The following is a 26995-nucleotide window of genomic DNA, read 5'->3' as shown; positions in this document are numbered from 1 at the left end:
TCCATGGCCGTCCAAGGCGACGACAATGTTATCTATGCCAATTTTGGCACTCGCAAGCGGGTAAGCACCCCGGCCGAGGTCAATCACGTGGACCGCAGCGGGCGCATCCTGTCCACTACCGCATCGCGTATTGCTGCCTTTACCTCGCAGGGCGCGGATCGCGGCCGGATTACCCGCGGCCGCCAGTATGCCGAGGGCGGACACGTCGTGGGTCTCGAGGTGCGCAACGGTGCCATCCACGGGCGCGTGGCTGGCTCCCAGAACGAGCCCTTTGCGGTGCTCATCCAGCTGCCGTACCGCAATAACGACGATATTGCCCAGCTGGCCACCGAGTTCGCCCGGACCCCCAATTCCGTGGCCAATGCGCGCAAGGGCCTGCTTTCCGACGCCGCCCTGGACACCCTCTTTGCCCCCGAGGCCGAAGACCTCCGCCTGACCTGCGACTGCCCGGATGGCGAGTACGTGTGCAAGCACATCGTGGCGGTGGGCGATAAGCTCGCCACCCGCGCTGATGCGGACCCGGCCGTCATCTTTAATATGCGCGGGCTGGACTTTGCCCGGCTGGAGCGCATGGTCTTAGAGCAGGCCAAGACGGTCAGCCGCGAAAGCTTTACCCCGAGCGACCTGTCCGAGGAAGAAAAGAATGACATCTTCTGGAACGGCCGCGAGCTGCCGAAGCTGCCGCAGCCCAAGGTAGCCCCAGCCATCGATGACTCCGATCCGGACCTGTTGCGCAAGGCCATGCGCTCGGTTTCACACACCAATCTGGATCTCCTGCGCGCGGTATCCGATATTGAAGACCTCTACTATCACCTCTCGCACTAATGACTGCTACCACGTTTATCCATACCTCCGATTTTCAGCTGGGCATGACCCGGTGGTTCTTGAAGGGCGAGGCTCAAGGCCGCTTTAATGATGACCGCGAGGCCGCCATCGTCCGGCTGGGAGAGCTGGCTCAGGACACGGGCGCGGACTTCATAGTCGTGGCCGGCGACGTCTTTGAGCACAATGCCCTCTCGCGCGAAATCCTCGCCCGCGCCACGGAGATGTTCAAGCGCCTGCCGGTGCCGGTCTATGTCCTGCCCGGCAACCACGACCCGCTGGTGGCGGATTCGGTCTTTTATAAGGCCAGCGCGGACAATGTCCACGTCATAGCAGACTCGGAGCCCATCGAGGTCGCACCCGGCGTGGAACTGGTTGGCGCGCCGTACCTGTCCAAGCGCGCGAATCACGACTTGGTCCGCCAAGCGCTCGAACCCTTGGAGCCGGCCGCGGGCATCCGCATCGCAGTCGGCCACGGCCAGGTGGACTCCCGCTCCGGCGAGGATGACGCCGATACCATCGACCTTGCCTTCGTCGAGGACTGCCTGGACCGCGGGGTCATCGACTACCTGGCGCTGGGCGATACCCACTCCACCGCGAGCCTTGGCACGACCGGCCGGGTGTGGTTCTCCGGTAGCCCGGAGACCACGGACTATAAGGAAACGAGTACTGGTGGCGGCGAATCCGATTCCGGCAATGCGTTGGTGGTGCGCGTGGGGGATAAGGTGGACGTCGATAAGCGCCGCATTGGCCGCTGGACCTTTGAAGCCCTCGACGCTGCCGTGGATTCCGCCGAAGACGTGGACCGCTTCCTTGCGCGCCTAGGCGAGTACCCCGATAAGGTGCGCACGGCCGTGAAATATAGCCTGCGCGGCACGCTCGGCGTCGAGGCCCACGCCCGCCTGCAGCGCGGACTGGACGAGTATGAGGCCGTATTTGCGTCCCTGCGCCCGCGTGAGCGCACCATGGACCTTTACTTGGAACCCAGCGAGGAGGAATTGGCCAGCCTCGATATTTCCGGCTATGCGGCCGAAGCGCTGCATGAACTATTGGATAACCGCGAGGATCCCGTCGCCCGCGACGCCGCCAACCTGCTATTCCGCCTGGAGGGACAGTCCTAATGCGCATCCACCGCCTAGAACTCACCAACGTCCGCGGCATTGAGCACCTGGTCCTCGATGAGCTGCCCGAGACCGGTGTCGTGGTCATCCACGGCGAGAACGAGGCCGGCAAGTCCACCATCGTGGAGGCGCTCGATGTGGTGCTCACCGAAAAGCACAGCGGCCGCTCCAAGCGCATTCGCTCCCTGCAGCCGGTGGGCAAGGACGTTGCCCCGGAAGTAACGGCCGAGCTGAGCGTGGGGGAGTACCGCTTCCGCATTGCCAAACGCTGGCTGTCTAAGAAATCCTGCGAGCTGAATGTTTCTTCCCCACGGCCGGCGCAGTTTACCGGCAGCCAGGCCGACGATGAGCTGGAGCGCATCCTCTCTGAGCATTTGGATCGCTCGCTTGTCGACGCCCTCTTTATGCGCCAAGACGACACCGGCGAGGCCATCTCTGCCGTTGGCATTCCCAGCCTGACCCGCGCGCTCGAGCGCGAATCCGGCCTGGCCGAGGACGAGGTCTCCGGCGACGATTCCGCGTTGCTCGCTCGCGTGGACAAGGAATACCAGCGCTACTTCACCGCGGCGAAAGGTAACCCGGCCGGCGAGTACAAGGACGCCGTCGCAGCCCTAGCCCGCGCCGAAGAGGGATACACAGAAGCCACCCGCGTCCTGCGCGAGCTCGATTCCGTGGTCGAGCGCTACGAGCAACTCGAGCGCGACCAAGCCGCCGCTGAAGCAGAGCTCCCCGCCGCCCGCGCCGATCTCACCGACAAACAGGCGCAGGCCGAGGAAGCCGCCACCGCGCAGGCCACCCTGGACTCCCATAAGGCCACCCTCGCTCGTGCTTCAGAGGATCTTGCCCGTGCGCAAGCCGCTGTCACCGAGCGCGCCGGGCTCGTCACCGCGGCCGAGGAAGCTGCCGTGGCCACCGAGGCCGCCCAGGACAAGCTCACCGCCGCCCAGGACAAGGCGAAAGAAGAAGCCGCGTCCAGAGAATCGCTGGAGAAGCATCTAGCAGAAGCCAAAGAGGACTATGCCGCGGCCCGCACCACTCTTAAACAGGCACGTCGCCTACAGGACAAGCAGAAGTTTGAGCAGCTCAGCGCCCGGCTGGAATCGCTTGACGGCCTAGCTGCCGAGGTGGACCAGGCCCGTGCGACCATCGCCCAGCGCGGCCGCGAGGTCACCGCTGCCGATATCACCGGCCTGCATAAGGCGGACTCAGCGCTGTCGGTGGCCGAGCGCCTGCACGAGGCTGCCGCCGCCAAGGTCCATTTCTCCGGACCTGCTGGCTCCACCATCCGCGTTGATGGCGAGGACATCGAGGTGGGGGAGGACACCGCCGTTGAGCTTGTCGACGCCCGCGTTATCACCATCGGCGATATCACCGCCCGCTTTTCGGCCGGTTCCTATTCCGCGCAAGACACCCAGCGCGATGTGGAACAGGCCCGCACCCGGCTGCACGAGCTGCTCGATACCCTGGGCGTAGGTTCAGTGGCTGCGGCCGAGGAAGCCCATGAGACGCACCGTGCACAGAACGACGCCCTCGATGCCGCCACCCGCGCTCTTGCCGCGGAACTGGGACCGGATGATTTGGGTGAGCTGCGCGCCCAGCATGCCGCACTGGCTGAGAAAGTCGCAGACCTTGCGGACGAGGAGGAGCTAAACCTCGTCGCCGCCGAAGCCGCGGAGGAAGAAGCTAGCGAAAAGGTCGATGCGCTCGACCGCGAACTCGTGCCGTACCGCGAAAGCCGCCTAGCCCATGAGGCTGTGCGCCTCGATGCCGAACTTGCCGCGGCCCGCGAAAACGCGCAGCGCGTGACTCGAGACCTTTCCTCCGCGCGCGAACGCGCCGCCGACGAGGACCTGCGTGCCGAGGTCAGCCGCCTAGAAGGCGTCGTGGGAGACCTGCGCGGGCAACTGGATCAGATGGAAGCTGTAGACCTTAAGACCGCCAACTCCTTGGTGGAAGGCGCGCAGTCCCACCTGGATTACCTGACCGACCGGATCCAACGCTGCGAGGTAGACCTTGGTCGGCTTTCCAGCGAGGTGAATTTCCACTCCGGTGCCGCCGAGCGCGCCCAACAGGCCACCGCGGCGGTGGAGATGGCTCGGGCGGTATATGAGAGTGTGGACAAGCGTGCGCAAGCCGCTCGCTATCTGCGAGAACTTTTGCTCAAGCACCGCGACGCCGCCCGCCAGCGCTACGCCGCGCCCTTCGTGGCTGCACTGTCGCGGCTGGCCCGCACCGTGTACGGCGGCGACATCACTTTCGAGCTCGATGACGACCTCCGCGTGACCACCCGCACCCAGGACAATGAGACGGTGAGCCTGGCCAGCCTCTCCGGTGGTGCCCGCGAGCAGCTGGCCATCCTCACCCGCTTTGCCATCGCGCAATTGGTGGGGCCGGAGTCGGTTCCCGTCATTGTGGATGACGCGTTGGGCTCTACCGATGCACACCGCCTGCAACTTATGGCCACGCTCTTTTCCCACGTGGGCCGAGACAACCAGGTGTTGGTCTTTACCTGCATGCCGGAGCGCTACTCCCGCGTGCCGGGACGCAGTGAGCGCGACATAGCCGCGCTCAAAGGGGTAATCTAGTGCCATGCCTTATCAAACTCGCTGGTTAGACGACGAAGAGCAGGAGCTATGGCGCCTGCTCCTTGGCGCCGTGCGCAAGATCGATAGGGGAATGGAGGAAACGCTCAAGGCCGGCGGCGAAGTATCTGCCTCCGAGTTCGCCGTCCTCGTTGCCCTGTCCGAGGCACCGGAACAACGCCTGCGCCTGCACGAACTGTGCACGCAGCTGGAGTGGGACCGCTCCCGCGCCTCCCACCAAGTAACTCGCATGGAAAAGCGCGGCCTGCTCACCAAGGAACCAGACGAGGACGATGCTCGCGGCATCAACGTGTGCGTGACTCATGTTGGCCTAGAACACCTGCGGCGTGCCGCTCCTGAACACGTGGAATCCGTGCGCCGCATGGTCTTTGACCATCTGCAACCCGAGGACGTACCGGCGCTGCGGCGCTTTTTCGCCGGAGTACTTCAGGTCAATAACATCCCGGGCTATGAGGGGTACGTGCCAGATTCGCTACTACACGGAAAGGATTAAGCTCCATGATGGGACAAGAGCTCTTTGAGCACCCGAAGAAGCAATATAAGACCTACGGGATCACCGCGTTGGAGGAGCTTAGCCCGCGCATCGGCGATCCAGAGGTGCACTTGGACAACGCCGCCAGCGAGGACCAGGTTGCCGCCATGGAGGAGGCACTAGAGGCCTACCCAGATTCCGCTCTCACCTATGACCAAGACACCGAGCTGTGGATCGTCGGCGCAGAAGAGGACATTGAGCGCATGCTTGGAGACCGCGAGTCCTTCGTAGAGGCGCTGCTCAATGATGAGGACCCAGGAATTTAATTGCCGAATTTTGGTGTCAATCAAAAGTGCGAGGAATGCGGCCTTGTGGGCACTTAACTGTTAAGATATCCGTAGTTAATCCTCGGTGGATCGAAAGGTTTTATCATTATGAACGAGCGTGAGGCTCAGGAACAGCGCGAAGCGGCAGCTCGCGATAAGAGCAAGGGCTGGGTTTCCGTCTTTGTGCAGTGGATCCCGAACATGCTGCTGGCACTGGTAATGGTTGCTGCCATGTTCTTCGGTATGTACTACATCGAGCACGGCACCTTGGACATCACCCAGCCGATCACCAACGAGTTCATTACTCAGTAGCTTCGGCACATAGAAGAATCCGGCTCCCGCACAATCGGCGGGGAGCCGGATTATTTTTATTTGCCCAAGGCTTGGCGCCAGGTCATTTTGCGTCCATTGTTCAAAATGGCGCGGCGGTAGATGCGGCCAACGATGACGATAATAAGTGCCGTGACCAAGGCCATGAGCAGGTAGCTAGCGGCAAGTCCCAGCCAGCTGAGGTTGCCCCCGGCCACCTGCATAGGGGCGACCAGCATGGATACCGGCGGCAGCCAGGTCATGACCTGCATCCATGTGGCATCTAGGTGCATCCAGCCGAACATCGGTACATACATGGTGGCAAAGACGAGGAACAGGATAGGTGCCTGCGTGGATTGGAGATCCTCGGTGCGCTGCACCATCGAGCCGGCTGCAGCGTAGAGGCTGCCAAAGAAGAGCAGGCCGAGAATCTCGCCAACAAGGAGGACGGCTACCAAGCCGTAGTCCAGCTCGATGTCACTAGCCAATCCAGTCGTAGCAAGAGAGATAGCACCGCCGCCCAAGATGAGCAGCGTGGCTAGGAATCCAACGATGGTATTGCCCAGAATCTTGCCGGCCAAAAAGTCCACCGGACGCACGGAAGACAAGATAATTTCCACCACTCGAGACGACTTTTCCTCCGTGACGCGGCCGCCAATGAGGCCGGCGAAGGTCATGACGGAAAAGACGACCACCATTGCGCCAATGAGGACCGTGGCTACGCCGGCCATCTTTTGCTCTGAGCCGTCCTCTTCTTCTAAGTTCACCTGGTTGACTGTGGTGGATGGGGTAGCGTCTGCTAAGTCCTGTGGGTCGATATTGAGCTTATCCAGCGCCGTTGCTTGTGCTTGAGAAGACACGATTTGGTTGACCGTGGTAGTTACCGCGGCAGGCGTATCGCCCTTGCTGAGGAGATCCCAGCCGTCGTTCTCTGCCGGTACTAGGGCGGCATCGGCCTCGTCGTCTTCCACCAATTGCTGTGCTTCTGCGCGGTCTTTTGCCTCTGTGGCATCGATACCGGAATCATCAAAAGCAGACGCTTCCATGCCCACGACGGCTACGGAATCAGGTTCGTCATCGCCGCTGAAGAAGCTGATAGCAAGTGGCGCGATAATGGCGCCGAGGATGAGTAGCAGCATAGTGCCCACTACCATCTTCGACTTCAGCGCGACTGCCATCTCACGCTTGGCTACAACCCCGATGGTCTTCATTGCGGAATACTGCATGGCTTAGGCCTCCTCATTCTGGTTGCTGGTGACGACGTCCTGGAAAAGTTCGGTGAGATCTGGGATCTTGCGGCCGAAGGAATGCACCGGGCCAGCGGCTAAGGCCGACTGCAGGATCGTCTGGTCATCTACGGCGGGATCGGCTTGGAGCACTACGGCATCGGCAGTTTCTGCCACCAGCTCCGTGCCTTCCGGATACCAGCCGCGCGCTGGGGTAGCGACCTCGAAGCGAGGCGGGCCTTGGCTGCGCAGCTTATCGACGCCCCCTTCAGCCACCATATGCCCCTTCGTCACAATGCCCACGCGGTCACACAAGCGCTGCACCAGGTCCAACTGGTGCGAGGAGAAAATGACGGGCACACCTCGGTTGGAGCGCTCGCGCAGCATGTCTGACATGACGTTGACCGCAACCGGGTCTAGGCCGGAGAAAGGCTCGTCCAGAATCAGCATGTCAGGATCATGGATAAGGGAGGCCGCCAGCTGCACCCTCTGCTGGTTGCCCAAAGACAAGTCATCGAGCTTATCGTCCATACGCTCACCCAGGCCAAGCTGCTCAAGGAGCTCAGTGCCGGCGCGCTTGGCAGCGGGTTTATCCATGCCGTGCAGCGTGCCGAGGAAGACTAGCTGGCTCAGCAACGGCTCCTTGCCGTAGAGGCCGCGCTCTTCAGGCATATAACCTATGCGGCGGCGATTATCGTCATTAATTGGGGTGCTATCGAAATAGACTTCGCCGGAGTCTTTCGCTAGCACACCAAGCGCAATGCGCATGGTGGTGGACTTTCCGGCGCCGTTGGAGCCGACGAAGCCGAAGATTTCGCCTTCGCCAACGCTAAAGGTCATATCCCGCAGGGCTTGAGTCTCCCCGAAGGACTTATTGAGGTGATCGATGGTCAAAGTGGGCATGTTTAGTCCTCCGAGTTCTGGTTGAAGGTCAGTGCGTAGCCGACAGCGGGCAGGGTGGCAGAGATGAAATAACTAAAGAGCAGGTAGTAGCCGACTCCTAAGAGAAATTTGGTGCTATTTAATTCGAAGATATCTGCGCCCAGGAACCCAAAGTTGGATATGAAAGCAGCCGCGCTCCCGCCGATAAGCAATGACGTAGACAGCTTGAACGCCTTTTGCCGCCAGTGGTCCAGTACCTGGGCCTCATATTCATCGAGAGAGGCCAGAGGCTTCGTGTCCTTGGAGTCGATGGAAATTCGCAGAATGGTCCACGGTACGCACGAGAGCGCGATTGTTATCGACATGGCAAAGAGGGCCCAATAGGCGGAAAATGCTAGGGCAATGATGAGGAAAATCGCGGATACGGCCACGCAGCCATACATTGACGCGATTAATCCACGTGTGGGGCCGGGTCTGCGGAACCGTTCGGCGCGGATCGTTGTTGAAACAGGGGCGTCGTTTGCTGTCATACACCCAAGTGTTGCATAAACCCAACACTCTGGCAAGTGTTTCTGGAGATTCTCTCTGCAGTTGACCCTGACGCAGCGTAAGGCGTGACAATGAAGCCATGGACGACATCGATGAAGTTCTATATACCGTTGGCGAGGTAGCCGCGCTCTTCCGCATTACGGTACGGACTCTGCATCACTGGGAGGCACAAGGCTTGCTGTCTCCAACGTGGCGCAGCTGGTCCAATTACCGGCTCTATACCGAACAGGACTGCGCCCGCGTGCAGAAGATTCTGATCTATCGCGCCACCGGTATGAAATTGACCGATATTAAACAGCTGCTAGATGGCGGTGCCTCCGATTTAGAACATTTGCGGAGGCAAAAGGAGAGCCTGCTCGCGCAGCGCGACAGCCTTACTGACATGCTGGCAGCAATTGACACCTTGATGGAGGATGCAATGAATAACCGAAAGCTCACCACCGAAGAAATCGGACAGATTGTCGGCGATGCCAACTTCGCCGCGCATCAACAAGAAGCCGAGGAGGCCTACGGATCGAGTGAGGATTAGGCTGTGTATCAGCAGCGCACTGCCGGCTGGTCGAAGAAAAACTGGAGCGATGCGCAAGCCGGCGTGGTTGAGGTGGAAAAGGAGCTGACCCAGGCCGTAGCGAGCGGTGCGGATGTGTGGTCGGAGGAGGCGCAGGGGCTCGTCGAAAAGCACCGCGAAGCATTAAGCGCCTTCTTTCCCGTCACGCCGGCAAAGCACTTCTTAATCTCGCGCGGCTACGTAGCTGACGAGCGCTTCCGTGCCCATTATGAGGCGCAGCAGGAGGGGCTGGCCCAGTGGTTGGCGGACGCGATTGAGCATGCGGCTAAGGCGCAAGGAGTGGATACCGTAAACCCGGAGTGGAAATAATTAGCGGGCCGGAAGATAAATAAGCCGCTGACCACTAGAAAGGTCTAGTGGTCAGCGGTAACCGTGTCCCCGACAGGGATCGAACCTGCGACCTTCGGTACCGGAAACCGATGCTCTAATCCGCTGAGCTACGGAGACATCGCTGGGAAAATTCCCAACGATGTGATTTTAGCGCATGGGGTAGTGGGGGACTAAATCAACCCGGGGGCGTCGGCAGTAGTGACTTCGCCGGTGCGCAGGTAGTGCACGCCAATGTCATCAACGACCTTATTCTTAGAGGCAAAGTGCCCATGGCCAGGGCCGTGGACGGTGACTACACGCGACTGCATCGGCTTGGAGAGGCTCGTGTGGTATTGGTACGGCGTTTGTGGGTCGCCCGTTGCTTGAATCTGGAGGGGCTTGGTGGCGAGCTTGGAGCCGTCGAGAGGTGCCTGGCCCGTGACCGGCGCACGTCCACCACAGCCTGCGCCGGAGCCGTAGAGAGAGTTGAATTGGGTGAAGGGATCAGCGCTGACGAAGTTGGACCACAGGTAGCTCGGGTATAGCAGCGGATTTCCAGGCACGGTATTTTCATTACAGACAATGAGGTTCTGCATATTCGACGCCTGAGCGAGGAATTCTTGCTGTTTGCGCAGTGTCTCTGGGTCAGGCTGCTCGGTGTCCATGGGCTCGCTGCCATTCAAGTGCTTGGCAAAGGCATCCCATTGCGAAGGGGTCGGTACAACCAGGAGGCGCGTCATGTTCAGTAACGGGGAGGCTACTTGCAGGGCGTTGGGGTTTTGAATCTTCTGGCTGAGGAACTCCGCCTGCACGCGCAATGGGCCGGTGGCGGTCATAATGTCCGCACCGGGCTGACCGGCAAATTCGAGGCCTGGAGGTAGGTCACCAATCTTGGCGTTCGGTGGCAAGACGGTAGGGCGTACACCTGCCTCACGAGCTACCTTTTGAGACCACTTTTCATAGACCTGCAGCGGGGTGGTGCCGAGGTGGTACTTGGCGTCATTTTTGGCAATGAACCCAAAGAGATCATGCAGTCCCTTTTCATAGCCACGCTGTTGCGAAGCAAAGATGCCATTCCAGGCCAGCTTGGGGCTCATGCCCGAATCCAACAGGACCTTGCCGGTATGCTCCGGATACTTGGTGGCGTAGGCGGAGCCGAGGTAGGTGCCATAGGAGGTGCCGGCGATGTCAATCTTTTCTTCGCCCAAGGCGCGGCGCACCATTTCCCAGTCCTGCAGGGTATTCGCGGTGGTCAGCGAGTTGGTATAGCCCGGGGTGTGCTTTTCGCAGGCATCGCGGGTGAGCTTACCTACCTGGAGGCTTTCTTGGAGCGGATCGGTGGTTGCAGTGGCATCGCACTTTACTGGCGTGGAGCCGGGCAAGCCACGCGGTTGTACACCGATGGTGTCCCACTCATCGCGCACGGCCTGTGGCCATGGATTAGCGCTATTGCCGGCCCAACCATAGGCATCGCCACTTGGGCCACCAGGGTTGGTAAACAATGCGCCACGGCGGGCGCTTGGCTTTGCGGCGGGAACGCGCACGAAGCCGACGCTAATGGTGCCGGCCTGTGGGTTGTCGTAATACGTAGGCACGTCGATGCGGCCGCATTCGGCATTGGCGACGTCCACTTGCTCGGGGCAGTCTTCCCAGGAAATGGCGGGCTTGGTTTCTTGCGGAGCGGCCGTGGCAATCGGCGCGGTGACACCAAGGGCGACCGCAGCAGCTCCGAGCGTGGCCGCAAGCTTAGAAGAAAAAGAAAGCATAGGTTAGGTCTCCAGAATAAAAATGATTGGTAGACCTAGCCTATGCTTTTTTGATGCTTTTAGCATCATATTCACAGTAGGTGGGTGCCCTCACCGGCCGAGGCAGGAGAGGGGCTACACAGAACTACTTGACGATGACAACGATGAGGTCACGCGGGCCGTGCACGCCCTCGACACGAGTGAGCTCGATATCGGAGGTAGCGGATGGGCCAGAGATCCAGGTCGCTGGCTTCTCCGGGTTCATGCGGGAGATGACCTCGGGGATGCCGTAGACGATCTCATTCTGGTGGACGATGCACAGGTGGCGGTCCGGAACCAGGGTCAGTGCGCGACGGCCGCAGCGCTCATCAGACTCGAGCACGATGGTGCCGGTCTGTGCGGAGGTGACGTGGGAATAAGTGACCACAGCGTCGGTCTCGTTCAGGGTGCGCGGATCGACGGACTTATCGTCCGGCTTGGCGTCGAAGCCCTCGAAGAGGGTGGCGTCCATGCCTTCGGCGTAACGAATGTCGTTGCACTCGCGGTCCTTGAGGATCGTGGCGATGGTCTGCTTGAGCTCGCCGTCCTCGGTGACGTGCACCTCGGCCTTGTAATCCTCGAGTCGGTCAATGAGCATATCGCGCAGCTCGTCCGCGTTCAGGGTGCCCTCGTGGTGGTAGTCGCGCGGGGCATCAACGTGGTCGGGCAGACCAGCCTGCTTCTGAGCGGAGCGGATGCGGCTTAGGATTTCCTGCTTTGCGTTCACTTTTTGGACTCCTCACGGGCCTCGGCAAGAAGTTCCTTGCCTTCTTCGGACTCGAACCACTGGCGGAAGGACTTCTTTGGCGGAACCGCGGTGTCGCGGCCCTCGGACCAACCGGACATAAACAGTGGCAGGGATTCGATGGTCTTGTTGGTGCCACCCAAGATGCGGCCCAAGGCGACCATGTGAGTTGCCTTGTTCCACAGCTTCGGGTTGCTCCACAGTAGCTGAATGGTCTTGAAGAGCTTCGGCTCGATTGGTGGGGTGGCGTGGGTGACCTTCTGGTGGCGGTTTTCCAAAATGACGTCGGAAAGCGGAATCTTCACCGGGCACACCTCGTCGCAGCGGCCGCACAGCGAGCACGCATAAGGCAGGCTGGCGGAAGGATCGTTGTGATCCTTCATGCCGGTCAGCTGCGGCGTCAGGGAGATGCCGATCGGGCCAGGGTAGACAGAGCCGTAGGCGTGGCCGCCGGCGCGCTCGTAGACTGGGCAAACATTCAGGCAAGCCGAGCAACGGATGCACTTAAGAGCCTGGTGGCCGATCGGGGAGGACAGGGCCGCGGTACGGCCGTTATCCAGCAGCACCAAGTGGAAGTTCTGCGGGCCATCGCCCTCAGTAACGCCGGACCACATGGAGGTGTACGGGTTCATACGCTCCGCGGTGGAAGAACGCGGCAGCAGCTGGAGGAAGACCTCCAAGTCCTGGAAGGTAGGAACCAGCTTTTCGATGCCCATCACGGTAATGAGGGTCTCCGGCAGGGTCAGGCACATGCGGCCATTGCCCTCGGACTCCACGATGTTGATGGTGCCGGTTTCTGCTACGCCGAAGTTGGCGCCAGAGATGGCAACCTTGGCCTGCATGAACTGCTCGCGCAGGAACTGGCGGGATGCCTCTGCCAGCTCGGCCGGCTCTGCCTGCAGGGAGTCATCGGTATTCGGCATCTTGTTGACGAAGATATCGCGAATCTCCGCGCGGTTGCGGTGGATAGCCGGAACCAGAATGTGGGATGGCTTATCCTCGCCCAACTGCACGATGAGCTCTGCCAGGTCGGTCTCGCGAGCGTTGATGCCCGCTGCCTCCAGGTGCTCGTTCATGCCGATCTCCTGGGTGGCCATGGACTTAACCTTGACCACATCGGTTTCGCCAGTGGCACGAATCAGACCTTCGATGATCTGGTTAGCTTCCTTAGCATCGCGTGCCCAGTGGACGACGCCGCCGCGTGCCTTAACTGCCTCCTCGAACTGCTCGAGCAGTTCGGGCATGCGGGCGGCGACATCTTCTTTAATCGCGGAACCGGCAGCACGCAGCTCCTGCCAATCATCCAGCTCTTCTACAGCGCCAGAGCGCTTCTCACGAATGGAGGTGGTGGCATGCTGCAGGTTGTGGCGCTGGGTGGAGTTATTCAGGCCAACGTGTGCCAGGGGAACAAAGGCCTTACTACCGCGCAGGTTTCCGTAGCCTTCCGGCGCGCGCGGTGGGGTGGTATCGAGGAAAGAGGTCATTAGAGCATCGTCTCCTTGGAGTAGGCGGCGGAGGTCGGAGTCCATGGGTGCTCCTTGGTGGAAGCCAAGATTTCAGCCATGTGAACGGCGCGGACACCGGAACGCTGGCGGCTCAGGGCGCCACCGATGTTCATCAGGCAAGAGGAGTCACCGCCGGTGACGAACTCCGCCTCGGTTTCCTTGATGTGGCGAGTCTTATCGGTGACCATCGCGCGGGATACCTCTGCGTTCTTGATGGCGAAGGTGCCGCCGAAGCCACAGCATTCTTCCTTATTCGGAAGGGTGACCAGTTCGATGCCTTCGACTTCCTGCAGTAGCTGCAGTGGGCGGTCGCCCAGCTTCAAAAAGCGCAGGCCGTGGCAGGAGGGGTGGTACGTCACGCGGTGAGGGAAGAATGCGCCCACGTTGGTAACGCCTGCCACGTCTACCAGGAATTCCGGTAGGTCCAGGGTCTTCTGGGTGGTCTTGCGGGCACCGTCGACGTCGGCGGAGTTGCCGTAACGGTCGGCGATGCGCTCGTGCTGCTCACGAACGGCACCCACGCAGGAGCCAGAGGCAGCAACGACGTAGTCGATGGAGGGATCTGCGAAGGCATCCGCATAGGAGCGGATCATGCCCAGGGTTTCCTTCTGGTAGCCGGTATTGATGTGCATCTGGCCGCAGCAGGTCTGTTCCTCCGGGAAGACCACCTCGTGGCCCAAGCGGGAGAGAACCAGTGCCGTTGCCTTTTGTACGTCCGGGAAAAGGGCGTCACCAATGCAAGTGGAAAATAGCGCAATGCGCATACGGTGCTCCTCGTTGATTCTTGACATGGGGGGTAGGCACAACCCTACTCCTTTTAAGCAGTACGTGCGTAATGCGTCCCTTTGTTGACCAGCGATTATTTCGCAATATCAATGTTGCAAAAAGTTGTTATCAAACGTTTGTCCTGCAAAGAGGAGTTTTCTGGCCCGGCCCTTTTCACACTTGACTTTTCAGTCCACTAGAATCGTGCGACATGACACCAGCTGATTTGGCCACATTGATTAAAGAAACTGCCGTTAAGGTCATGGAAAGCCATGAGCTTGATTCCTCCGTTTTGCCGGAAACGGTAACCGTAGAGCGCCCACGCAATCCTGAGCACGGCGATTACGCCACCAACGTGGCATTGCAGGTGGCTAAGAAGGCAGGTGCAAACCCGCGCGAGCTGGGCGGCTGGTTGGCAGAGGCCTTGGCGGACAATGATGCTGTTGCAGAGGCCGACATCGCGGGCCCTGGTTTCATTAATATTCGCCTAGCTGCCGACGCCCAGGGAGAGATCGTCACGCAGATCCTTCGCGCCGGCAAGGAGTACGGTTCTAACGATTCCTTTGCGGGTAAGAAGGTTAACCTCGAGTTTGTCTCCGCTAACCCGACCGGGCCGATCCACCTCGGCGGTACCCGTTGGGCGGCCGTGGGCGATTCCCTGGGCCGCGTGCTGGAGGCCTCTGGCGCGGAGGTCACCCGCGAGTATTACTTCAATGACCATGGCGGCCAGATTGACCGTTTCTCCCGTTCCCTGGTGGCTGCTGCGAAGGGCGATCCTACTCCGGAGGATGGCTACGGCGGAGCCTATATCCAGGACATTGCCCAGGCCGTCGTGGAGAAGAACCCATCCGCGCTAGAGGGCAGCGACGAAGAGGTCCAGGAAGCTTTCCGCGCAGACGGCGTGGAGATGATGTTTGCGCAGATCAAGCAGTCCCTGCACGAGTTTGGCGTGGACTTTGATGTCTATTTCCACGAGAACTCCCTCTTCGAATCCGGTGCGGTCGATGCCGCGCTGGAAAAGCTCAAGGCCGAAGGCCATATGTACGAGGCCGAGAATGCGTGGTGGCTCAAGTCCACCGTTTACGGCGATTCCAAGGACCGCGTGGTGGTCAAGTCCGATGGCAATGCAGCTTATATTGCAGGTGACATTGCCTACGTGGCCGATAAGTTCGACCGCGGACACGATTTGAATATCTACATGCTCGGCGCTGACCACCACGGCTATGTGCCACGCTTGAAGGCTGCCGCAGCCGCCTTGGGCTACAATGCCGACGCCGTCGAGGTGCTCATTGGCCAGCTGGTTAACCTCCTACGCGATGGCAAGCCAGTGCGCATGTCCAAGCGTGCGGGCACGGTCATCACCATGGAGGATCTCGTGTCCGCCATCGGTGTGGATGCTTCCCGTTATTCCCTGGTGCGTTCCTCTGTGGACCAGAGCATCGATATTGACTTAGGCCTGTGGGAATCCCAGTCCTCCGATAACCCCGTCTACTACGTGCAGTACGGCCACGCCCGTCTGTGCTCTATCGGCCGCAAGGCAGCCGAGCTGGGCGTCGATGCGGAAGGCGCGGATCTTTCCTTGCTCACCCATGATCGCGAGGGCGACCTCATCCGCACCCTGGGTGAGTTCCCAGCCGTGGTGGAAGAAGCCGCGCAGCTGCGCGAGCCGCACCGCATCGCCCGCTATGCCGAGGACCTCGCTGCAGTCTTCCACCGCTTCTATGACTCCTGCCAGGTTCTGCCCAAGGCTGGCGAGGACGAAGCTCCTATCCATGGTGCCCGCCTCGCGCTGGCACAAGCCTCCCGCGTGGTCTTGGCCAATGCCTTGACCATGGTGGGCGTGAGCACTCCGGAGAAGATGTAAGTGGCGGATTTCAATGAGCTGCCGGCCCACGTCTGGCCGCGCAATGCAAAGCGCGAGGAAGACGGCGTAGTAACCATTGCTGGTGTTCCGCTGCCGGATTTGGCGGAGGAATTCCAGACCCCGCTCTATGTCTTCGATGAAGATGACTTCCGGTCTCGCTGCCAGGATATGGCCCGCGCTTTCGGTGGACCCGAGCACGTGCACTATGCCTCCAAGGCATTCATTTCGAAGAAGATCGTGAACTGGGTCAATGAGGAAGGCCTGTGCTTGGATGCGGCCTCGCTCAATGAGCTCAAGATTGCCTTGGCCGCGGAGTTTCCGGCCGAGCGCATCACCACGCACGGCAACAATAAGGACGATGAATACCTGCGTTTGTGCGTAGACGCCGGCGTGGGCCACGTGGTCATTGATAACGAGCTCGAGCTGGAAGAACTCAATCGCATTGCGGGCGAGGCTGGCAAGGTCCAGCCGGTGATGATCCGCGTCAAGCCGGGTGTTGATGCGCATACGCACGAATTCATCGCCACGGCGCATGAGGACCAAAAGTTCGGCATTTCGCTCGCCACGGGTGCGGCCTTTGCTGCGGCCAAGCGTTGCTTGGAGGCGGACAACCTGCACCTGAGCGGCCTGCACTGCCACGTGGGATCCCAGGTCTTTAATGCGGAGGGCTTCAAACTTGCCGCAGAGCGCGTCATGGGGCTGTACCGCCAGATTTATACCGAGCTGGGCGTGACGCTGGAAGAGCTCGATCTGGGCGGCGGCTTTGGTATTCCCTACATGACTTATGAGGAGGCGCTGGATATCGAGCGCGTGGCCGGCGATATGCTCGGCGCGGTCAAGCACACCGCAGAGGAGCTGGGCATTGAGGCGCCCTTCCTCTTGGTTGAGCCCGGTCGCTCCTTGGTTGCCGGCTCGGCGGTGACCGTCTACCGCGTGGGTACCGTCAAGGATGTAGAAACCGGCAAGTCGGATCTGCCGCTGCGCCGCTATATCTCCGTCGACGGTGGAATGTCAGACAATATCCGCCCGGCACTCTACGGTTCGGCCTATGACGTGCGCGTGGTCAACCGCTTTAGCGATGGGGAAGAGGTGCCCTCCCGCGTGGTGGGCTTCCATTGCGAGTCCGGCGATATTCTCCTTGAAGACGGCGAGCTACCCAATGATATCCAGCCGGGAGACTTGATCGCCTTTGCTGCTACCGGTGGCTACCAGTACATGATGTCCTCGCGCTATAACGGTGCGGTGCGCCCGGCGGTCGTCGCCACGCGCGTGGGCCAGACCAAGCCCATGCTGCGCCGCGAGACCATCGAGGATCTTCTTTCCCTCGAAGTGGACTAGCCCGGCCACTCGGCCCCCGTCACAGCGCCTAATTTAATTCAGGGCCTGTGACGGGGACTTTTCTATCTGTTGACCCATTTACGGCGAAAGTAGACAGCTTGTTCTGTATAGTGTCCTGTATCCGCTTTTAGCGGGCACTAAACCTTTACCCCAACCGCACAATGGAGACGGATTATGGCTGCATCGACTAGCGAGCTTCAGGCACACGAGCATTCCGGCAAGGGCGAGGGCGAGACCGTTGGTATCGCGCTGCTGGGCTTTGGCACCGTTGGTGCTGAGGTCTTTCGCCTGCTGGGAGAGAATGCTCATGCCTTTGCTCACCGCATCGGTGGCCCAGCCGAGATTCGCGGCATCGCCATCCACAATAAAAATAAGCTGCGCCCGGGTGTGCCCCAGGAGTTGTTGACCGATGACGCCAAGGCGCTCGTCGCCCGCGACGATATCGACCTTGTGGTTGAGGTTATCGGCGGTATCGACTTCCCACGCGAGCTGGTGCTCGCCGCACTTAATTCCGGAAAGTCCGTGGTGACCGCCAATAAGGCCCTGGTTGCCGCGCACGCAGACGAGCTGGCGGAGGCCGCCGACCGCGCCGGTGTAGATCTCTACTTCGAGGCAGCCGTGGCCGCCGCAATCCCGGTGGTAGGAATGCTGCGGCGCTCCTTGGCCGGCGATCAGGTAGAGCGCATCTCTGGCATCGTCAATGGCACCACCAACTTCATCTTGGACGCGATGGAGTCCACGGGCGCTTCCTATGATGAAGCGCTGGCGGAGGCTACCCGCCTGGGCTATGCCGAGGCCGATCCCACCGCGGATGTAGAGGGCCATGACGCCGCCTCCAAGGCCGCCATCATGGCGTCTTTGGGTTTCCACACTCGCGTAAAGTTTGAGGACGTTCACTGTGAAGGCATTACGAAGGTTACCGCCGCGGATATCACCGCGGCCAATGATGCCGGCTATTCCATCAAGCTACTGGCCATTTGCGAGCGCCTTAAGCGTGCGGATGGCTCCGAGGCGGTCAATGCCCGCGTGCACCCCACGTTGGTGCCCAAGGAGCACCCGTTGGCTTCCGTGAGCGAGTCTTATAATGCCATCTTCGTCGAGGCCGAGGCCGCAGGTTCCCTGATGTTCTACGGCAATGGTGCGGGCGGCAATCCTACGGCTTCTGCCGTGCTTGGCGACGTCGTCGGGGCAGCCCGCAATATCGTCCACGGCGGCCGCGCACCGGGCGAGAATACCTATGCCAACTTGCCTATCGCAGACTTCGGTGAGGTAGACACCCGCTACCACATCGATATGGAAGTCCAAGACCGCACCGGTGTGCTGGCCGCCATCTCCGCCGTCTTTGCCGATAATGGCGTTTCCCTGCGCACCGTGCGTCAGGAAGACGGCGCGGACACCGCCCGCCTCATCGTGGTCACCCATGCCGCGAAGGAGGCCACCTTGGATACCATTGTGGCTGCCCTGGGCGAGCTCGAAGAGGTCAAGGCCGTTCATTCCGTAATCCGCCTCGGCAGCTAGCCCGGCCAAATAGACTGGACAGCTATGAGTATCGAAGTTGAAGTCGGCACTAAAGCCATCGTGACTGTTCCTGCCTCCACGGCGAACTTGGGCCCAGGATATGACACCTTGGGCATGGCGTTGAGCCTGTATGACACCGTCGAGGTAGAGGTCACCGCCTCGGGCCTTACGGTGGAAATTTTCGGCGAGGGCGCAGAAGACCTGCCGCGCGATGGCTCCCACTTGGTGGTCAAGGCGATTCGCTCCGCACTCTCGGCGGCCGACGCCACCGTGCCCGGCCTGCGCGTGGTCTCGCATAATAATATCCCGCAGTCGCGCGGCCTGGGCTCTTCCGCTTCCGCCGCAGTGGCGGGCGTGGCCGCCGGCAATGCGCTGGCAGGAAACCCCCTGACACAAGAGCAAGTGGTGCAGCTTTCTTCCGCCTTTGAGGGCCACCCCGATAATGCGGCCGCCTCCGTGTTGGGTGACGCCGTGGTGTCGTGGACAAATGTTCCTGTCGACGGCCATTCTTTGCCGGACTACCGCGCCGCGTCCATCAAGGTGCACGAAGATATCCGCGCCACCGCGCTCGTGCCTGATTTCCACGCCTCTACCCAGGCGGTGCGCCGCGTCCTGCCCTCGCACGTGACGCATTCGGATGCGGCGTTCAACGTCTCGCGCACCGCGGTCCAGGTGGCGGCATTGCAGAACTATCCGGATCTCCTGTGGGAGGGAACCCGCGATCGCCTGCACCAGCCGTACCGCGCGGATGTGCTTCCCGTGACCGCGGAGTGGGTCAACCGCCTACGCAACCGCGGCTATGCGGCCTACCTATCCGGTGCCGGCCCCACCGTCATGGTGCTGCACACCGAGGATATTGAGGAGGGCATTCTTGCCGACGCCCGCGAGCAGAACCTCCGCGTCATCGACCTCACCGTGGCCGGCCCCGTCCGCGTGGAGCTTACGCAGGCTTAATTTTTAGACGGCACACGTTGGGGTGCTGGCGCGGAACCAAGGTGATCGAGGTTGTATCATCGCTAGTTTCTTGCAGAAAGCCAGCGTGTACAGCGCACAGGAACGGCGAAGGTTCGAGACCCGAAGAGACAAACGGGCAAGCATGAAGCTCGATGTCGGTTGAATCGGGTTTGGTGGCAGGATCAAAGCCCATATCGCGCAGGGTGGCAAAGAGCGTATCGAGCGCACCATCGGAGGCATCCGCGCCCGCGGCGCGCGCCCAGCGTCGTCCGATCTCGAGGGCCTTGGCCGAGGCGGCGTCATCAAGCTCTTCCGTATCCGCCAGCATCGTAGTCAGCACTTCCACCAAGGTGATGTATTCCTCTGCCACCGCTTTATTATCCGGAATGCGGGCTTGGAAGATGAGCGAGGGGCGCCCGCGGCCCTTACTCGGCGCGGAGACTACGTTGACGGCCCCAGCGTTGACCAGTTCATCGATGTGTCCGCGAGCGGTGTTGACGTGCATGCCTAGTTCCTCGGCCACGGTGCCGGCTTTGGCGCCTTCGGGGTGGCGTTGCACAGCGGTGAGCACCTCGCGCTGCTTGGGCGAGAGGTTGAGGGCCTCCGGAAAGAGTTCGGTGGTGGGCCGGGGAAGTGAATCAGGCATGGTGGAAATCCGCCTTGGGGTCTGCGAATACAGAATAACTAGTTGGGGTGGACAAAAACGTTTGCTTTAGACACTGTTAAGGATACGATGTTACCCACCGCGACGCCTAAAGCGAACTCGCGGTCTACCGGTACGGTAGCTTCCTGGCCGCCCAGATCAACCCGCAGCTGCGCCGCTGCGAGGCTGGTGGCCTCGACGGCCAAGACGCGCGCTGCCCATTGATTGCAGGCCTCTGGCCCCGCGCCAATAGTCGCCGCATGCGGGTCGAAGGTCACCGCCACCTTCTGGCCGGGCGCAAGAGACGCATGCTTCGTGGCCGCCAGAACCGTAATATCGCCGCACGCGACTTCTACCGCGGACGCGCCGATCTCGGTTACGGTTCCCTCGAGGCGGTTAAGACCCGCTAGCGCCGCAACGAATCCTGTCGGCGGTGCCTCGAGCAGACGCGCGGTTGCGCCGTGGGCCCGCACCTGGCCGGATTCCATGACCAATATGTTCTGCGCCAGGTGCGCAATATCGAGCGCATCATGGGTAACAAGCAGTGTGGTGCGGTCTGCGCGGGCCGCGTGCAAGAAGCGGCGCCACCTCTCGGCGGATTTCACATCGACTGCGGCCAGGGGCTCGTCCACAATCAGGACGGCCGGCTGTGCGGCTAGCGCGCGCACGAGCGCCACGTGGGCGGCTTGGCCCCCGGACAGGGCGGGAACGGGGACGTCGGCAAGCTCGTGCAATCCCGCTGCCGCCAGGAGCTCCTGCGCACGTACCTTATCGCGGGTGACCATGGCGACCGCCTGCACGGCCGTCGAGCGCGGCGGCAAGCCCGGCCGCTGTGTGAGCAAGACGACGTCGGCGCCCTCCGGGGAGACCTCCCCGCCGCTCAGGCGCCCGGCAATGCGCCCCATCAGGGTCGTCTTGCCGGAACCATTCGGGCCGACTACGGCCGTAATGGCGCGCGGGGAAAAATCCGTGCGCACACCGTCGACGGTCACCGACAACGCCGGCGTATCAGTGGGCCGGGTAAGGTCGCGGAGCTTATCGACGTCCACCTCATGCAACCGCCTGGCCTGCGGCTGGTAGCTCCGCCGCCGCAGCACAGGCAAGGCCGCCAGCGCCAGGCAGACCAAGGCCAACCCGATAAGTAGCGCGGAGAGCACGTATGCGCCATCCGCATCGACCTCGCGTTCTAAGTAAATGCCTAGCGGCATGGTGCGGGTAACCCCCGGCTGCGAGCCGGCGAAGGTTAGGGTCGTGCCAAATTCGCCCAGCGAGCGCGCGAAGGCCAACCCCGCGCCCGTAGCCAAGGCCGGGGCGATGGACGGCAGGGTGATTTTGCCCAGGACCTCCCACCGGCCCAAGCCCACGCCGCGCGCAGAGGCGAGGATTTCCTGGTCCAGCTGGCGCAATGCCGAATCAACCGCGACCACCACAAAGGGCAGCGCCACAAAGGTCTGCGCCATAACGACTCCGGGGAAGGCGAAGGCGAGGTGGATGCCTAGGGCGTCGAGAAGCGGGGCCAGGTACCCCTTGCGGCCAAAGGCTGCGGTAAGGGCCAAGCCGCCCACCACCGGTGGCATGGCCAAGGGCAGGTAGACCAAGAGACGCACTACGGAGCTGCCGCGGCCGAGCTGCTGCACCCACAGGGCTAGCCCCAAGCCCAGAACGAGCGCAAGGATCATGGATTGGAAAGCGGCTGCCACTGAGATGAGCAGCATATCCCGGATCTCGTCGCGCGCGAGGTAGTCGCTAATGCGCGCCCATGGCACGCGCAGCCCAAGAGCGGCAACGGGGACGATGATGGTCGCCACCGCGATGAGGCCAATAAGGCCGATAAGAAGCGGGGCTTTGGGGCGAATCGGCTGGGGTGAGGACACAGAACTACTCCGCCGGGTTAAAGCCGCGGTCGCGCCAGGTGGACGCAAAGTCGCCGCTCAAGATATCGAGCACCGCGCGAGCCTGATCGGGGTGGGATGCATCCTTGGCTACGGCGCCCACGATCTGGTTAGAGAACTTCTCCGCGCCAGGAATGTCAATCACCTCGACATCATCGCCTGCCGCAGCGGCGTCTGTGGAGTAGACCCACCCTGCATCGGCCTCGCCCGAGGCAACCTTGCCTAATACGTCAGCTACCTGGCGCTCTTGGGAGGAAGGGTGGACGTCAAGGCGCTTATCGTCGATGATCTGGGAGGAGATATCGCCACAGGGAACTTGGGGATCGCAAAGCACGAAGTGGTGGGAGTGGGGGAGATCCTCCACTGACTGGATTCCCGCCGGGTTGCCCTTGGGCACGACCATGACCATGACATTGGTGGCAAGCACCTCGGGCGTGGCAACCGTGCCATCCTGCACCGCCTTATCCATGGTCTTTTTCGATGCCGTGAGGAGAAGATCAGCCGGGGCGCCTTCGCGCAGCTTGCTTACCAAATCGGAGGAGCCGCCATTTTCAAAGTTCAGATTTACCGGCGGCGCGAGCTGGCCTGCGCGCTGACTTAGTTCGTCATTGATGACGCGGGTGGAGGATGCAGCCAGGACATTGAGCGTGGGAGCATCCGCGTCCTGGGCGGAGGTCGTTGACGTTGGGGGAGCGCAGGCCGCAAGGGCGAATGCGATGGCGGCGAGGAGTGCGGCGGCGCGCTTCTTCATCTGCGGAGGGCTCCTTCTACAGCGGAGAGTGTGACCTATCCAGGATAGCCCTCCGCCCCGGCAATGGTTTAGCTCACGCGGGTGAACTTGATATGGAAATCGTTTTCTTCTTCCTTGAGGTAGTCCAGCTCGAAGTTCTCCTCGCGAGCCTCGACCTCCTTGAGCAGGGGAACCGGATTATGCGGGGCGATGAGGATCATTGCTTCGCCCACGTTGAGGGTGCCGAGTGCGCCGTGGATGGCGCCGTGGCGAACGGCGTGCGGAATTTCGGAGGCATTCAGAGTTGGGATGGAGTGTGGCTTATTGGCATCGGAGATGGGCAGTTGCATAGCGAGTGGTCCTTTCTTAAGGGGTGCGAGTTTCGCTCTGTTAGCAATATTAGTACGATAAAACCCGTGCAAAACAATAGCGTGGCGCATCGCCTCATCTTCCTCGCCTTCGCAGGACTGTCCCTGCTGGTAGGTCTGGTTGCGGGTGCCACCCTCTTGGGGCTGAACGTTACCCCGGGAGCGTCTTTCGCCGCCGACCACGGACCGCTCATGGTCTTCGGTTTCGTGGGCGGAGCCATCGGCCTTGAGCGCACCGTTGCCGTGCGCACCTCCTGGGCATGGGCCGGACCCGCGTGCCACGTTGCCGGCGTAATGGGCATTCTCGCCGGCCTGCCGCGGGCGGTCCCCGCAGTGTGCTTTGCCGCCAGCTTCCTCGTCCTTGGCTTCATTTACGCCACCATCTATCGCCGTCAGGCGAGCCTCGCGATCTTGGTGCAGGCAGCTGGTGTAATCGGGGGAGTAGCAGCCGCCGCCCTATGGGCCATGGGCCCGGGGTTCGCCGCGGCGATGCCGCTGTGCGTCCTCTACGCCGTGGCCACCATCATCGGCGAGCGCATGGAACTAGCGCGCGTCACCATGGCCGGAACCCGCGCCGAAAACCACCTGACCCTTCTGGTTCTGGGGCTGGCGGCGGCCAGCGTCATCTACGTGCTTGCCCCTGCGGTGGGCTATCGCGCCATGGGCGTGGTGCTCATCGCCATCGCTGCGGCCACCGCGCGGGTAGACGTGGCCAAGAATCTGGTGCGCTCTCACGGCCTGCCGCGCTACTCGGCGGCGTGCATGTTGGCCGGCTACGGCTGGCTCGCCCTCGGCGGTTACCTCTGGCTGCTACACGGACAGTCCACCGGCTTTGCCTATGATGCCGCAGTGCACGCCATCTTCTTGGGCTTTGTCATGTCCATGATTTTTGCGCACGCACCCATCATCTTTACCTCCGTTATCCGCCGCCGATTGCCGTACCGCCCGGTGCTCTATGTTCCGGTGGCGCTCTTACATGGCGGCCTCGCGCTGCGCATCCTTGCCGATTGCGCCGAGCACACCTCGGCCCTCCACACTGGCGGGGTGGTTACGATAATCGCAGTGTTAGTTTTTCTCGCCTGCGGGATTGCCCTGACCGGAAAGGAGGCGCGACGTGCGCATTCATGACGTATCCCTGGCCGCGCGCGGCCGCTGGCATACCCTGAGCGCCGCCCTTATTGGCTTGTGGATTTTTACCGGCCTCGGCCTGCTCATCGCTGCATCCTTGGGCGCTCCTGTGGTGTGGTGGGATATCATCCATCCCTTCACCATTGGCGCGCTGACCACGGCAATCATCGTCTTTTCCACCCATTTCACTGAGGCGTTGACCCGGACTGCGGGCGGGGACTATCGGGGCGTCGGCAGTCGCGTGGGCCTCGTGCAGCTCGGGCTTATCCTGCTGCTCATTGATAGGGCGGGGTATGACTGGGGCCCGCTTGCCGACGCCGCCTCTGCCCTCATCATCGCCGCCCTCACCTGGCACCTGTGGTTCATCGCGCGGCGCCTGCGCGGCTCATTGTCTGGTTCTTTTGCCGTGACCGTGCCCTTTTATATCGCGGCGTCTGTGTTCATGATTGTCTCCGTAGTGCTTGTCATCCTCAGCGGTAATGGGGTAGGCGAGTATTCCCTCCTTGTCGGCGCCCACTCGCGCGGCATGATCTGGGGCTTCGCATGGCTTACCGTCATCGGCACGGTGGTCACGTTGCTCCCCACGCTATCGGCCACCGCGATTTCGCCCACCGCTCGCGCGCGGTGTACTCGCGCGCTCATCGTGCACTGTGTTGGCCTGGCCTTGGCGATGGCGCTGTACGCGGTGGGCCTTACCCGCGCCGCAGGCGTGGCTCAACTGCTCGTGGTCCTGGCGGCGGTACTCATCATCCAGCCGGTGCTTGCCACCGTTATGGGGCGCTCGCCGCGGCTGACCACCGCCACCGTGGCCGTTATCGCCGGACTGCTGTGGGTGCTGGCGCTGTGTGCCGGTGACGCCATTTCCGCAGCGGTGGGTGCCTACCCGCGCGCCATCACCCTGATATTGCTGCCAGGCTTCCTCGGTGCCGGCCTCTTGCAGTTGGTCACCGGTGTCCTTCACCACTTGCTACCCATCCTTACCGGCGCACGCCCTAATACCACCGAGCGCACCGGCTACGCCCGTCTGCTGCTCATCAACCTGGGCGGAGTGCTGACATTGCTAGGCGCTACCGTGGCCGGGCTTATCATGATGGGGATAGGCCTTGCCGCCAACGTTATCGCCGTCGGCCGAGCCATCTACTTACAGAAAAGACTGGAGAGTTAAATGCTGAGCGTTTCTTCCTCACAACCTGCGGACAAACCCGCGCCGAAGGATTCTTCCTGGGCCTCGTGGCTGCTCATCGGCATCGCGCTGGCAGCGGTCATCGCGCTCGCGGTGGTCAATTCCACTGGTAAGGGCTCGGAGTCCGCGGCACCGGTATCCTCTGGCGAAACGCAGACCGTTGACGTGGGCGTGGATGGTATGGCCTTTACCCCCTCGTCCATCGACATCGATCCCGGCACCCACCTGGTGGTCAACTTCACCAACTCCGGCGACCAAGTCCATGACCTTAAGATTGGCGACGCCGAGACCGGCCGCGTCGACCCCGGCGAGACCGTCCAACTCGACGCTGGAGTCATCGACTCCTCCGAGGAAGGCTACTGCACCATCGCCGGCCACAAGATGCAGGGCATGACCTTCCAGGTCAACGTGGGAGACGGCGCCGCTGCAGGACATGACCATGCGGTGTCCTCAGCTAGCAACCCGCACGTAGACGTGCCAACCGCCGCCGAACTTGGCGCACAGCGCGACGAGTTTTCCGCCTTTGACGCCACCTTGCAGCCGGCCGCTGAGACGAAGACGCACAAAGAGACCTGGACGATGACCGAGGAAGTCGTGGAGGTCGCCCCCGGCATCAAGCAGATGCGCTGGCTCTTCAACGGCCAAGCCCCTGGTCCCACCCTGCGCGGCAAGGTGGGCGATAAGTTCGAAATCACCATCAAGAACGAGGGCTCCATGGCCCACTCCATTGACTTCCACGCCGGCGAGGTCAACCCAGATAAGACCATGAAATCCATCCAGCCGGGCGAGGAGTTGACCTACAAGTTCACCGCGAACCGCTCCGGCATCTGGATGTATCACTGCTCCACGATGCCCATGTCCCTTCACATCGCCAACGGCATGGCCGGCAATGTCATCATCGATCCGCCGAACCTTAAGCCCGTTGACGCGGAGTATAACTTCATGGCTACCGATGTCTTCCTAGGCGAGGAATCCACTGGCGCCGACGCCCAGCGCGTTGCCGACGGCCGCTTCGACCTGATGGCCTTCAACTACTACCCCGGCCAATATGACGCAGAGCCCATCAAGGCCAAGGTAGGCGATACCGTCCGCCTGTGGCTGACCAACCTAGGCCCCGACCAGCCGTTGAGCTTCCACGTTGTGGGCGAGCAATTCGATACTGCCTACAAGGAAGGCGCCTACCTCATCAAAAATGAGGACTCTACCGGCTCGCAAGCCCTAGACCTCCTCCCGGCGCAAGGCGGATTCGTCGAGATGACCTTCAACGAGCCCGGTACCTATTCCTTTGTCAATCACATCATGACTAACGCGGAGAAGGGCCAGCACGGCAAGTTCATCGTTACCGAGTAGCCCTCCAGCGGTACGGCCCCTCCCGCTCCTCCCGCCCTTCG

General features: G+C 61.5%; 26 protein-coding genes and 1 tRNA gene. 15 read left to right on the top strand and 12 right to left on the bottom strand.

What is annotated here, in order from left to right:
• The first annotated feature begins 3 nt into the window (after positions 1 to 3).
• The 6 genes from MHY13_RS00580 to MHY13_RS00555 all read left to right on the top strand — a co-directional run bounded on the left by MHY13_RS00580 (position 4) and on the right by MHY13_RS00555 (position 5656).
• Positions 4 to 825, top strand: a complete 822-nt coding sequence (locus MHY13_RS00580; protein ID WP_239191558.1) for an SWIM zinc finger family protein — start codon at positions 4 to 6, stop codon at positions 823 to 825.
• Positions 825 to 1943, top strand: a complete 1119-nt coding sequence (locus tag MHY13_RS00575) for an exonuclease SbcCD subunit D (RefSeq protein WP_239191555.1) — start codon at positions 825 to 827, stop codon at positions 1941 to 1943. Before MHY13_RS00580 ends, MHY13_RS00575 begins: the two co-directional genes overlap by 1 nt.
• Complete coding sequence (locus MHY13_RS00570; protein WP_239191553.1) at positions 1943 to 4528, top strand: AAA family ATPase; 2586 nt, start codon at positions 1943 to 1945, stop codon at positions 4526 to 4528. Before MHY13_RS00575 ends, MHY13_RS00570 begins: the two co-directional genes overlap by 1 nt.
• Positions 4529 to 4532: 4 nt before the next feature.
• Positions 4533 to 5039, top strand: a complete 507-nt coding sequence (locus tag MHY13_RS00565; RefSeq protein ID WP_239191547.1) for a MarR family winged helix-turn-helix transcriptional regulator — start codon at positions 4533 to 4535, stop codon at positions 5037 to 5039.
• Between the two features lie 5 nt (positions 5040 to 5044).
• Positions 5045 to 5344, top strand: a complete 300-nt coding sequence (locus MHY13_RS00560) for a molecular chaperone GrpE (RefSeq protein ID WP_239228070.1) — start codon at positions 5045 to 5047, stop codon at positions 5342 to 5344.
• Between the two features lie 108 nt (positions 5345 to 5452).
• A complete protein-coding gene (locus MHY13_RS00555; protein WP_005323426.1) occupies positions 5453 to 5656 on the top strand; it encodes a hypothetical protein in 204 nt (67 codons plus the stop codon).
• 56 nt (positions 5657 to 5712) lie between these two features.
• On the opposite strand, the gene MHY13_RS00550 is transcribed toward MHY13_RS00555, so the two are convergent.
• The 3 genes from MHY13_RS00550 to MHY13_RS00540 are packed head-to-tail and all read right to left on the bottom strand — an operon-like array spanning position 5713 to position 8192.
• Entirely contained in the window at positions 5713 to 6879 is a 1167-nt protein-coding gene (locus tag MHY13_RS00550; RefSeq protein ID WP_239280015.1) for an ABC transporter permease, read from the bottom strand.
• Positions 6880 to 6882: 3 nt separating this feature from the next.
• Complete coding sequence (locus MHY13_RS00545; protein ID WP_239191540.1) at positions 6883 to 7782, bottom strand: ABC transporter ATP-binding protein; 900 nt, start codon at positions 7780 to 7782, stop codon at positions 6883 to 6885.
• Between the two features lie 2 nt (positions 7783 to 7784).
• Complete coding sequence (locus MHY13_RS00540) at positions 7785 to 8192, bottom strand: hypothetical protein (RefSeq protein ID WP_239191536.1); 408 nt, start codon at positions 8190 to 8192, stop codon at positions 7785 to 7787.
• A 197-nt stretch (positions 8193 to 8389) separates the two neighbouring features.
• Between MHY13_RS00540 and MHY13_RS00535 the strand changes: the two genes are divergently transcribed.
• Positions 8390 to 8839, top strand: a complete 450-nt coding sequence (locus MHY13_RS00535) for a MerR family transcriptional regulator (RefSeq protein WP_239280013.1) — start codon at positions 8390 to 8392, stop codon at positions 8837 to 8839.
• Between the two features lie 3 nt (positions 8840 to 8842).
• Entirely contained in the window at positions 8843 to 9187 is a 345-nt protein-coding gene (locus MHY13_RS00530) for a TipAS antibiotic-recognition domain-containing protein (RefSeq protein WP_239280011.1), read from the top strand.
• A 64-nt stretch (positions 9188 to 9251) separates the two neighbouring features.
• Here the strand turns inward: MHY13_RS00530 and MHY13_RS00525 are convergent.
• From MHY13_RS00525 to MHY13_RS00505, 5 genes are all read right to left on the bottom strand, one after another.
• A tRNA-Arg gene (locus MHY13_RS00525) sits at positions 9252 to 9325 on the bottom strand.
• Between the two features lie 53 nt (positions 9326 to 9378).
• Positions 9379 to 10953, bottom strand: coding sequence for an alpha/beta fold hydrolase (locus MHY13_RS00520; RefSeq protein WP_239280009.1), 1575 nt, complete (start codon positions 10951 to 10953; stop codon positions 9379 to 9381).
• Between the two features lie 124 nt (positions 10954 to 11077).
• Entirely contained in the window at positions 11078 to 11698 is a 621-nt protein-coding gene (locus tag MHY13_RS00515; RefSeq protein ID WP_239280007.1) for an LUD domain-containing protein, read from the bottom strand.
• Entirely contained in the window at positions 11695 to 13200 is a 1506-nt protein-coding gene (locus MHY13_RS00510; RefSeq protein ID WP_239280182.1) for a lactate utilization protein B, read from the bottom strand. The genes MHY13_RS00515 and MHY13_RS00510 overlap by 4 nt, the downstream gene beginning before the upstream one ends.
• Complete coding sequence (locus tag MHY13_RS00505) at positions 13200 to 13985, bottom strand: (Fe-S)-binding protein (protein WP_204611449.1); 786 nt, start codon at positions 13983 to 13985, stop codon at positions 13200 to 13202. The genes MHY13_RS00510 and MHY13_RS00505 overlap by 1 nt, the downstream gene beginning before the upstream one ends.
• A 212-nt stretch (positions 13986 to 14197) precedes the next feature.
• On the opposite strand from MHY13_RS00505, the gene argS reads away from it, so the two are divergent.
• From argS to thrB, 4 genes are all read left to right on the top strand, one after another.
• Positions 14198 to 15850, top strand: coding sequence for an arginine--tRNA ligase (argS, locus tag MHY13_RS00500; RefSeq protein WP_239191526.1), 1653 nt, complete (start codon positions 14198 to 14200; stop codon positions 15848 to 15850).
• Positions 15851 to 17188 (top strand): diaminopimelate decarboxylase, encoded by a 1338-nt coding sequence (gene lysA, locus MHY13_RS00495; RefSeq protein ID WP_239191524.1) that lies wholly within the window; start codon positions 15851 to 15853, stop codon positions 17186 to 17188.
• Positions 17189 to 17362: 174 nt separating this feature from the next.
• Positions 17363 to 18706, top strand: a complete 1344-nt coding sequence (locus tag MHY13_RS00490) for a homoserine dehydrogenase (RefSeq protein WP_239280005.1) — start codon at positions 17363 to 17365, stop codon at positions 18704 to 18706.
• 24 nt (positions 18707 to 18730) lie between these two features.
• Complete coding sequence (thrB, locus tag MHY13_RS00485) at positions 18731 to 19660, top strand: homoserine kinase (RefSeq protein WP_225747108.1); 930 nt, start codon at positions 18731 to 18733, stop codon at positions 19658 to 19660.
• Here thrB and MHY13_RS00480 read toward each other — a convergent pair.
• From MHY13_RS00480 to MHY13_RS00465, 4 genes are all read right to left on the bottom strand, one after another.
• Positions 19647 to 20306, bottom strand: coding sequence for a metalloregulator ArsR/SmtB family transcription factor (locus MHY13_RS00480; RefSeq protein WP_239279996.1), 660 nt, complete (start codon positions 20304 to 20306; stop codon positions 19647 to 19649). The two genes, thrB and MHY13_RS00480, sit on opposite strands and share 14 nt — an antisense overlap.
• A 38-nt stretch (positions 20307 to 20344) precedes the next feature.
• Positions 20345 to 22177 carry an ATP-binding cassette domain-containing protein gene (locus MHY13_RS00475; protein ID WP_239279994.1) on the bottom strand — a complete coding sequence of 611 codons (1833 nt, stop codon included), beginning with the start codon at positions 22175 to 22177 and terminating at the stop codon, positions 20345 to 20347.
• 4 nt (positions 22178 to 22181) lie between these two features.
• Positions 22182 to 22946: a molybdate ABC transporter substrate-binding protein gene (gene modA / locus MHY13_RS00470; protein ID WP_239279992.1), complete on the bottom strand. Its 765-nt coding sequence runs from the start codon at positions 22944 to 22946 to the stop codon at positions 22182 to 22184.
• A 68-nt stretch (positions 22947 to 23014) separates the two neighbouring features.
• On the bottom strand, positions 23015 to 23275 hold the full coding sequence (locus tag MHY13_RS00465) for a DUF2249 domain-containing protein (protein WP_239235769.1): 261 nt from the start codon (positions 23273 to 23275) through the stop codon (positions 23015 to 23017).
• Positions 23276 to 23341: 66 nt separating this feature from the next.
• Between MHY13_RS00465 and MHY13_RS00460 the strand changes: the two genes are divergently transcribed.
• From MHY13_RS00460 to MHY13_RS00450, 3 genes are read left to right on the top strand one after another with little or no spacing between them, the layout of a single operon-like run.
• On the top strand, positions 23342 to 24421 hold the full coding sequence (locus MHY13_RS00460; protein ID WP_239279990.1) for a hypothetical protein: 1080 nt from the start codon (positions 23342 to 23344) through the stop codon (positions 24419 to 24421).
• Positions 24408 to 25586, top strand: coding sequence for a beta-carotene 15,15'-monooxygenase (locus tag MHY13_RS00455; RefSeq protein ID WP_239279988.1), 1179 nt, complete (start codon positions 24408 to 24410; stop codon positions 25584 to 25586). The genes MHY13_RS00460 and MHY13_RS00455 overlap by 14 nt, the downstream gene beginning before the upstream one ends.
• Positions 25587 to 26954: a multicopper oxidase domain-containing protein gene (locus MHY13_RS00450; RefSeq protein WP_239191496.1), complete on the top strand. Its 1368-nt coding sequence runs from the start codon at positions 25587 to 25589 to the stop codon at positions 26952 to 26954.
• Positions 26955 to 26995 lie beyond the last annotated feature (41 nt).

The organism is Corynebacterium sp. ACRPE, from assembly GCF_022347435.1.
GTDB classification, from domain to species: Bacteria; Actinomycetota; Actinomycetes; order Mycobacteriales; family Mycobacteriaceae; genus Corynebacterium; species Corynebacterium tuberculostearicum_D.
This window is presented reverse-complemented; position numbering and strand designations above follow the sequence as displayed.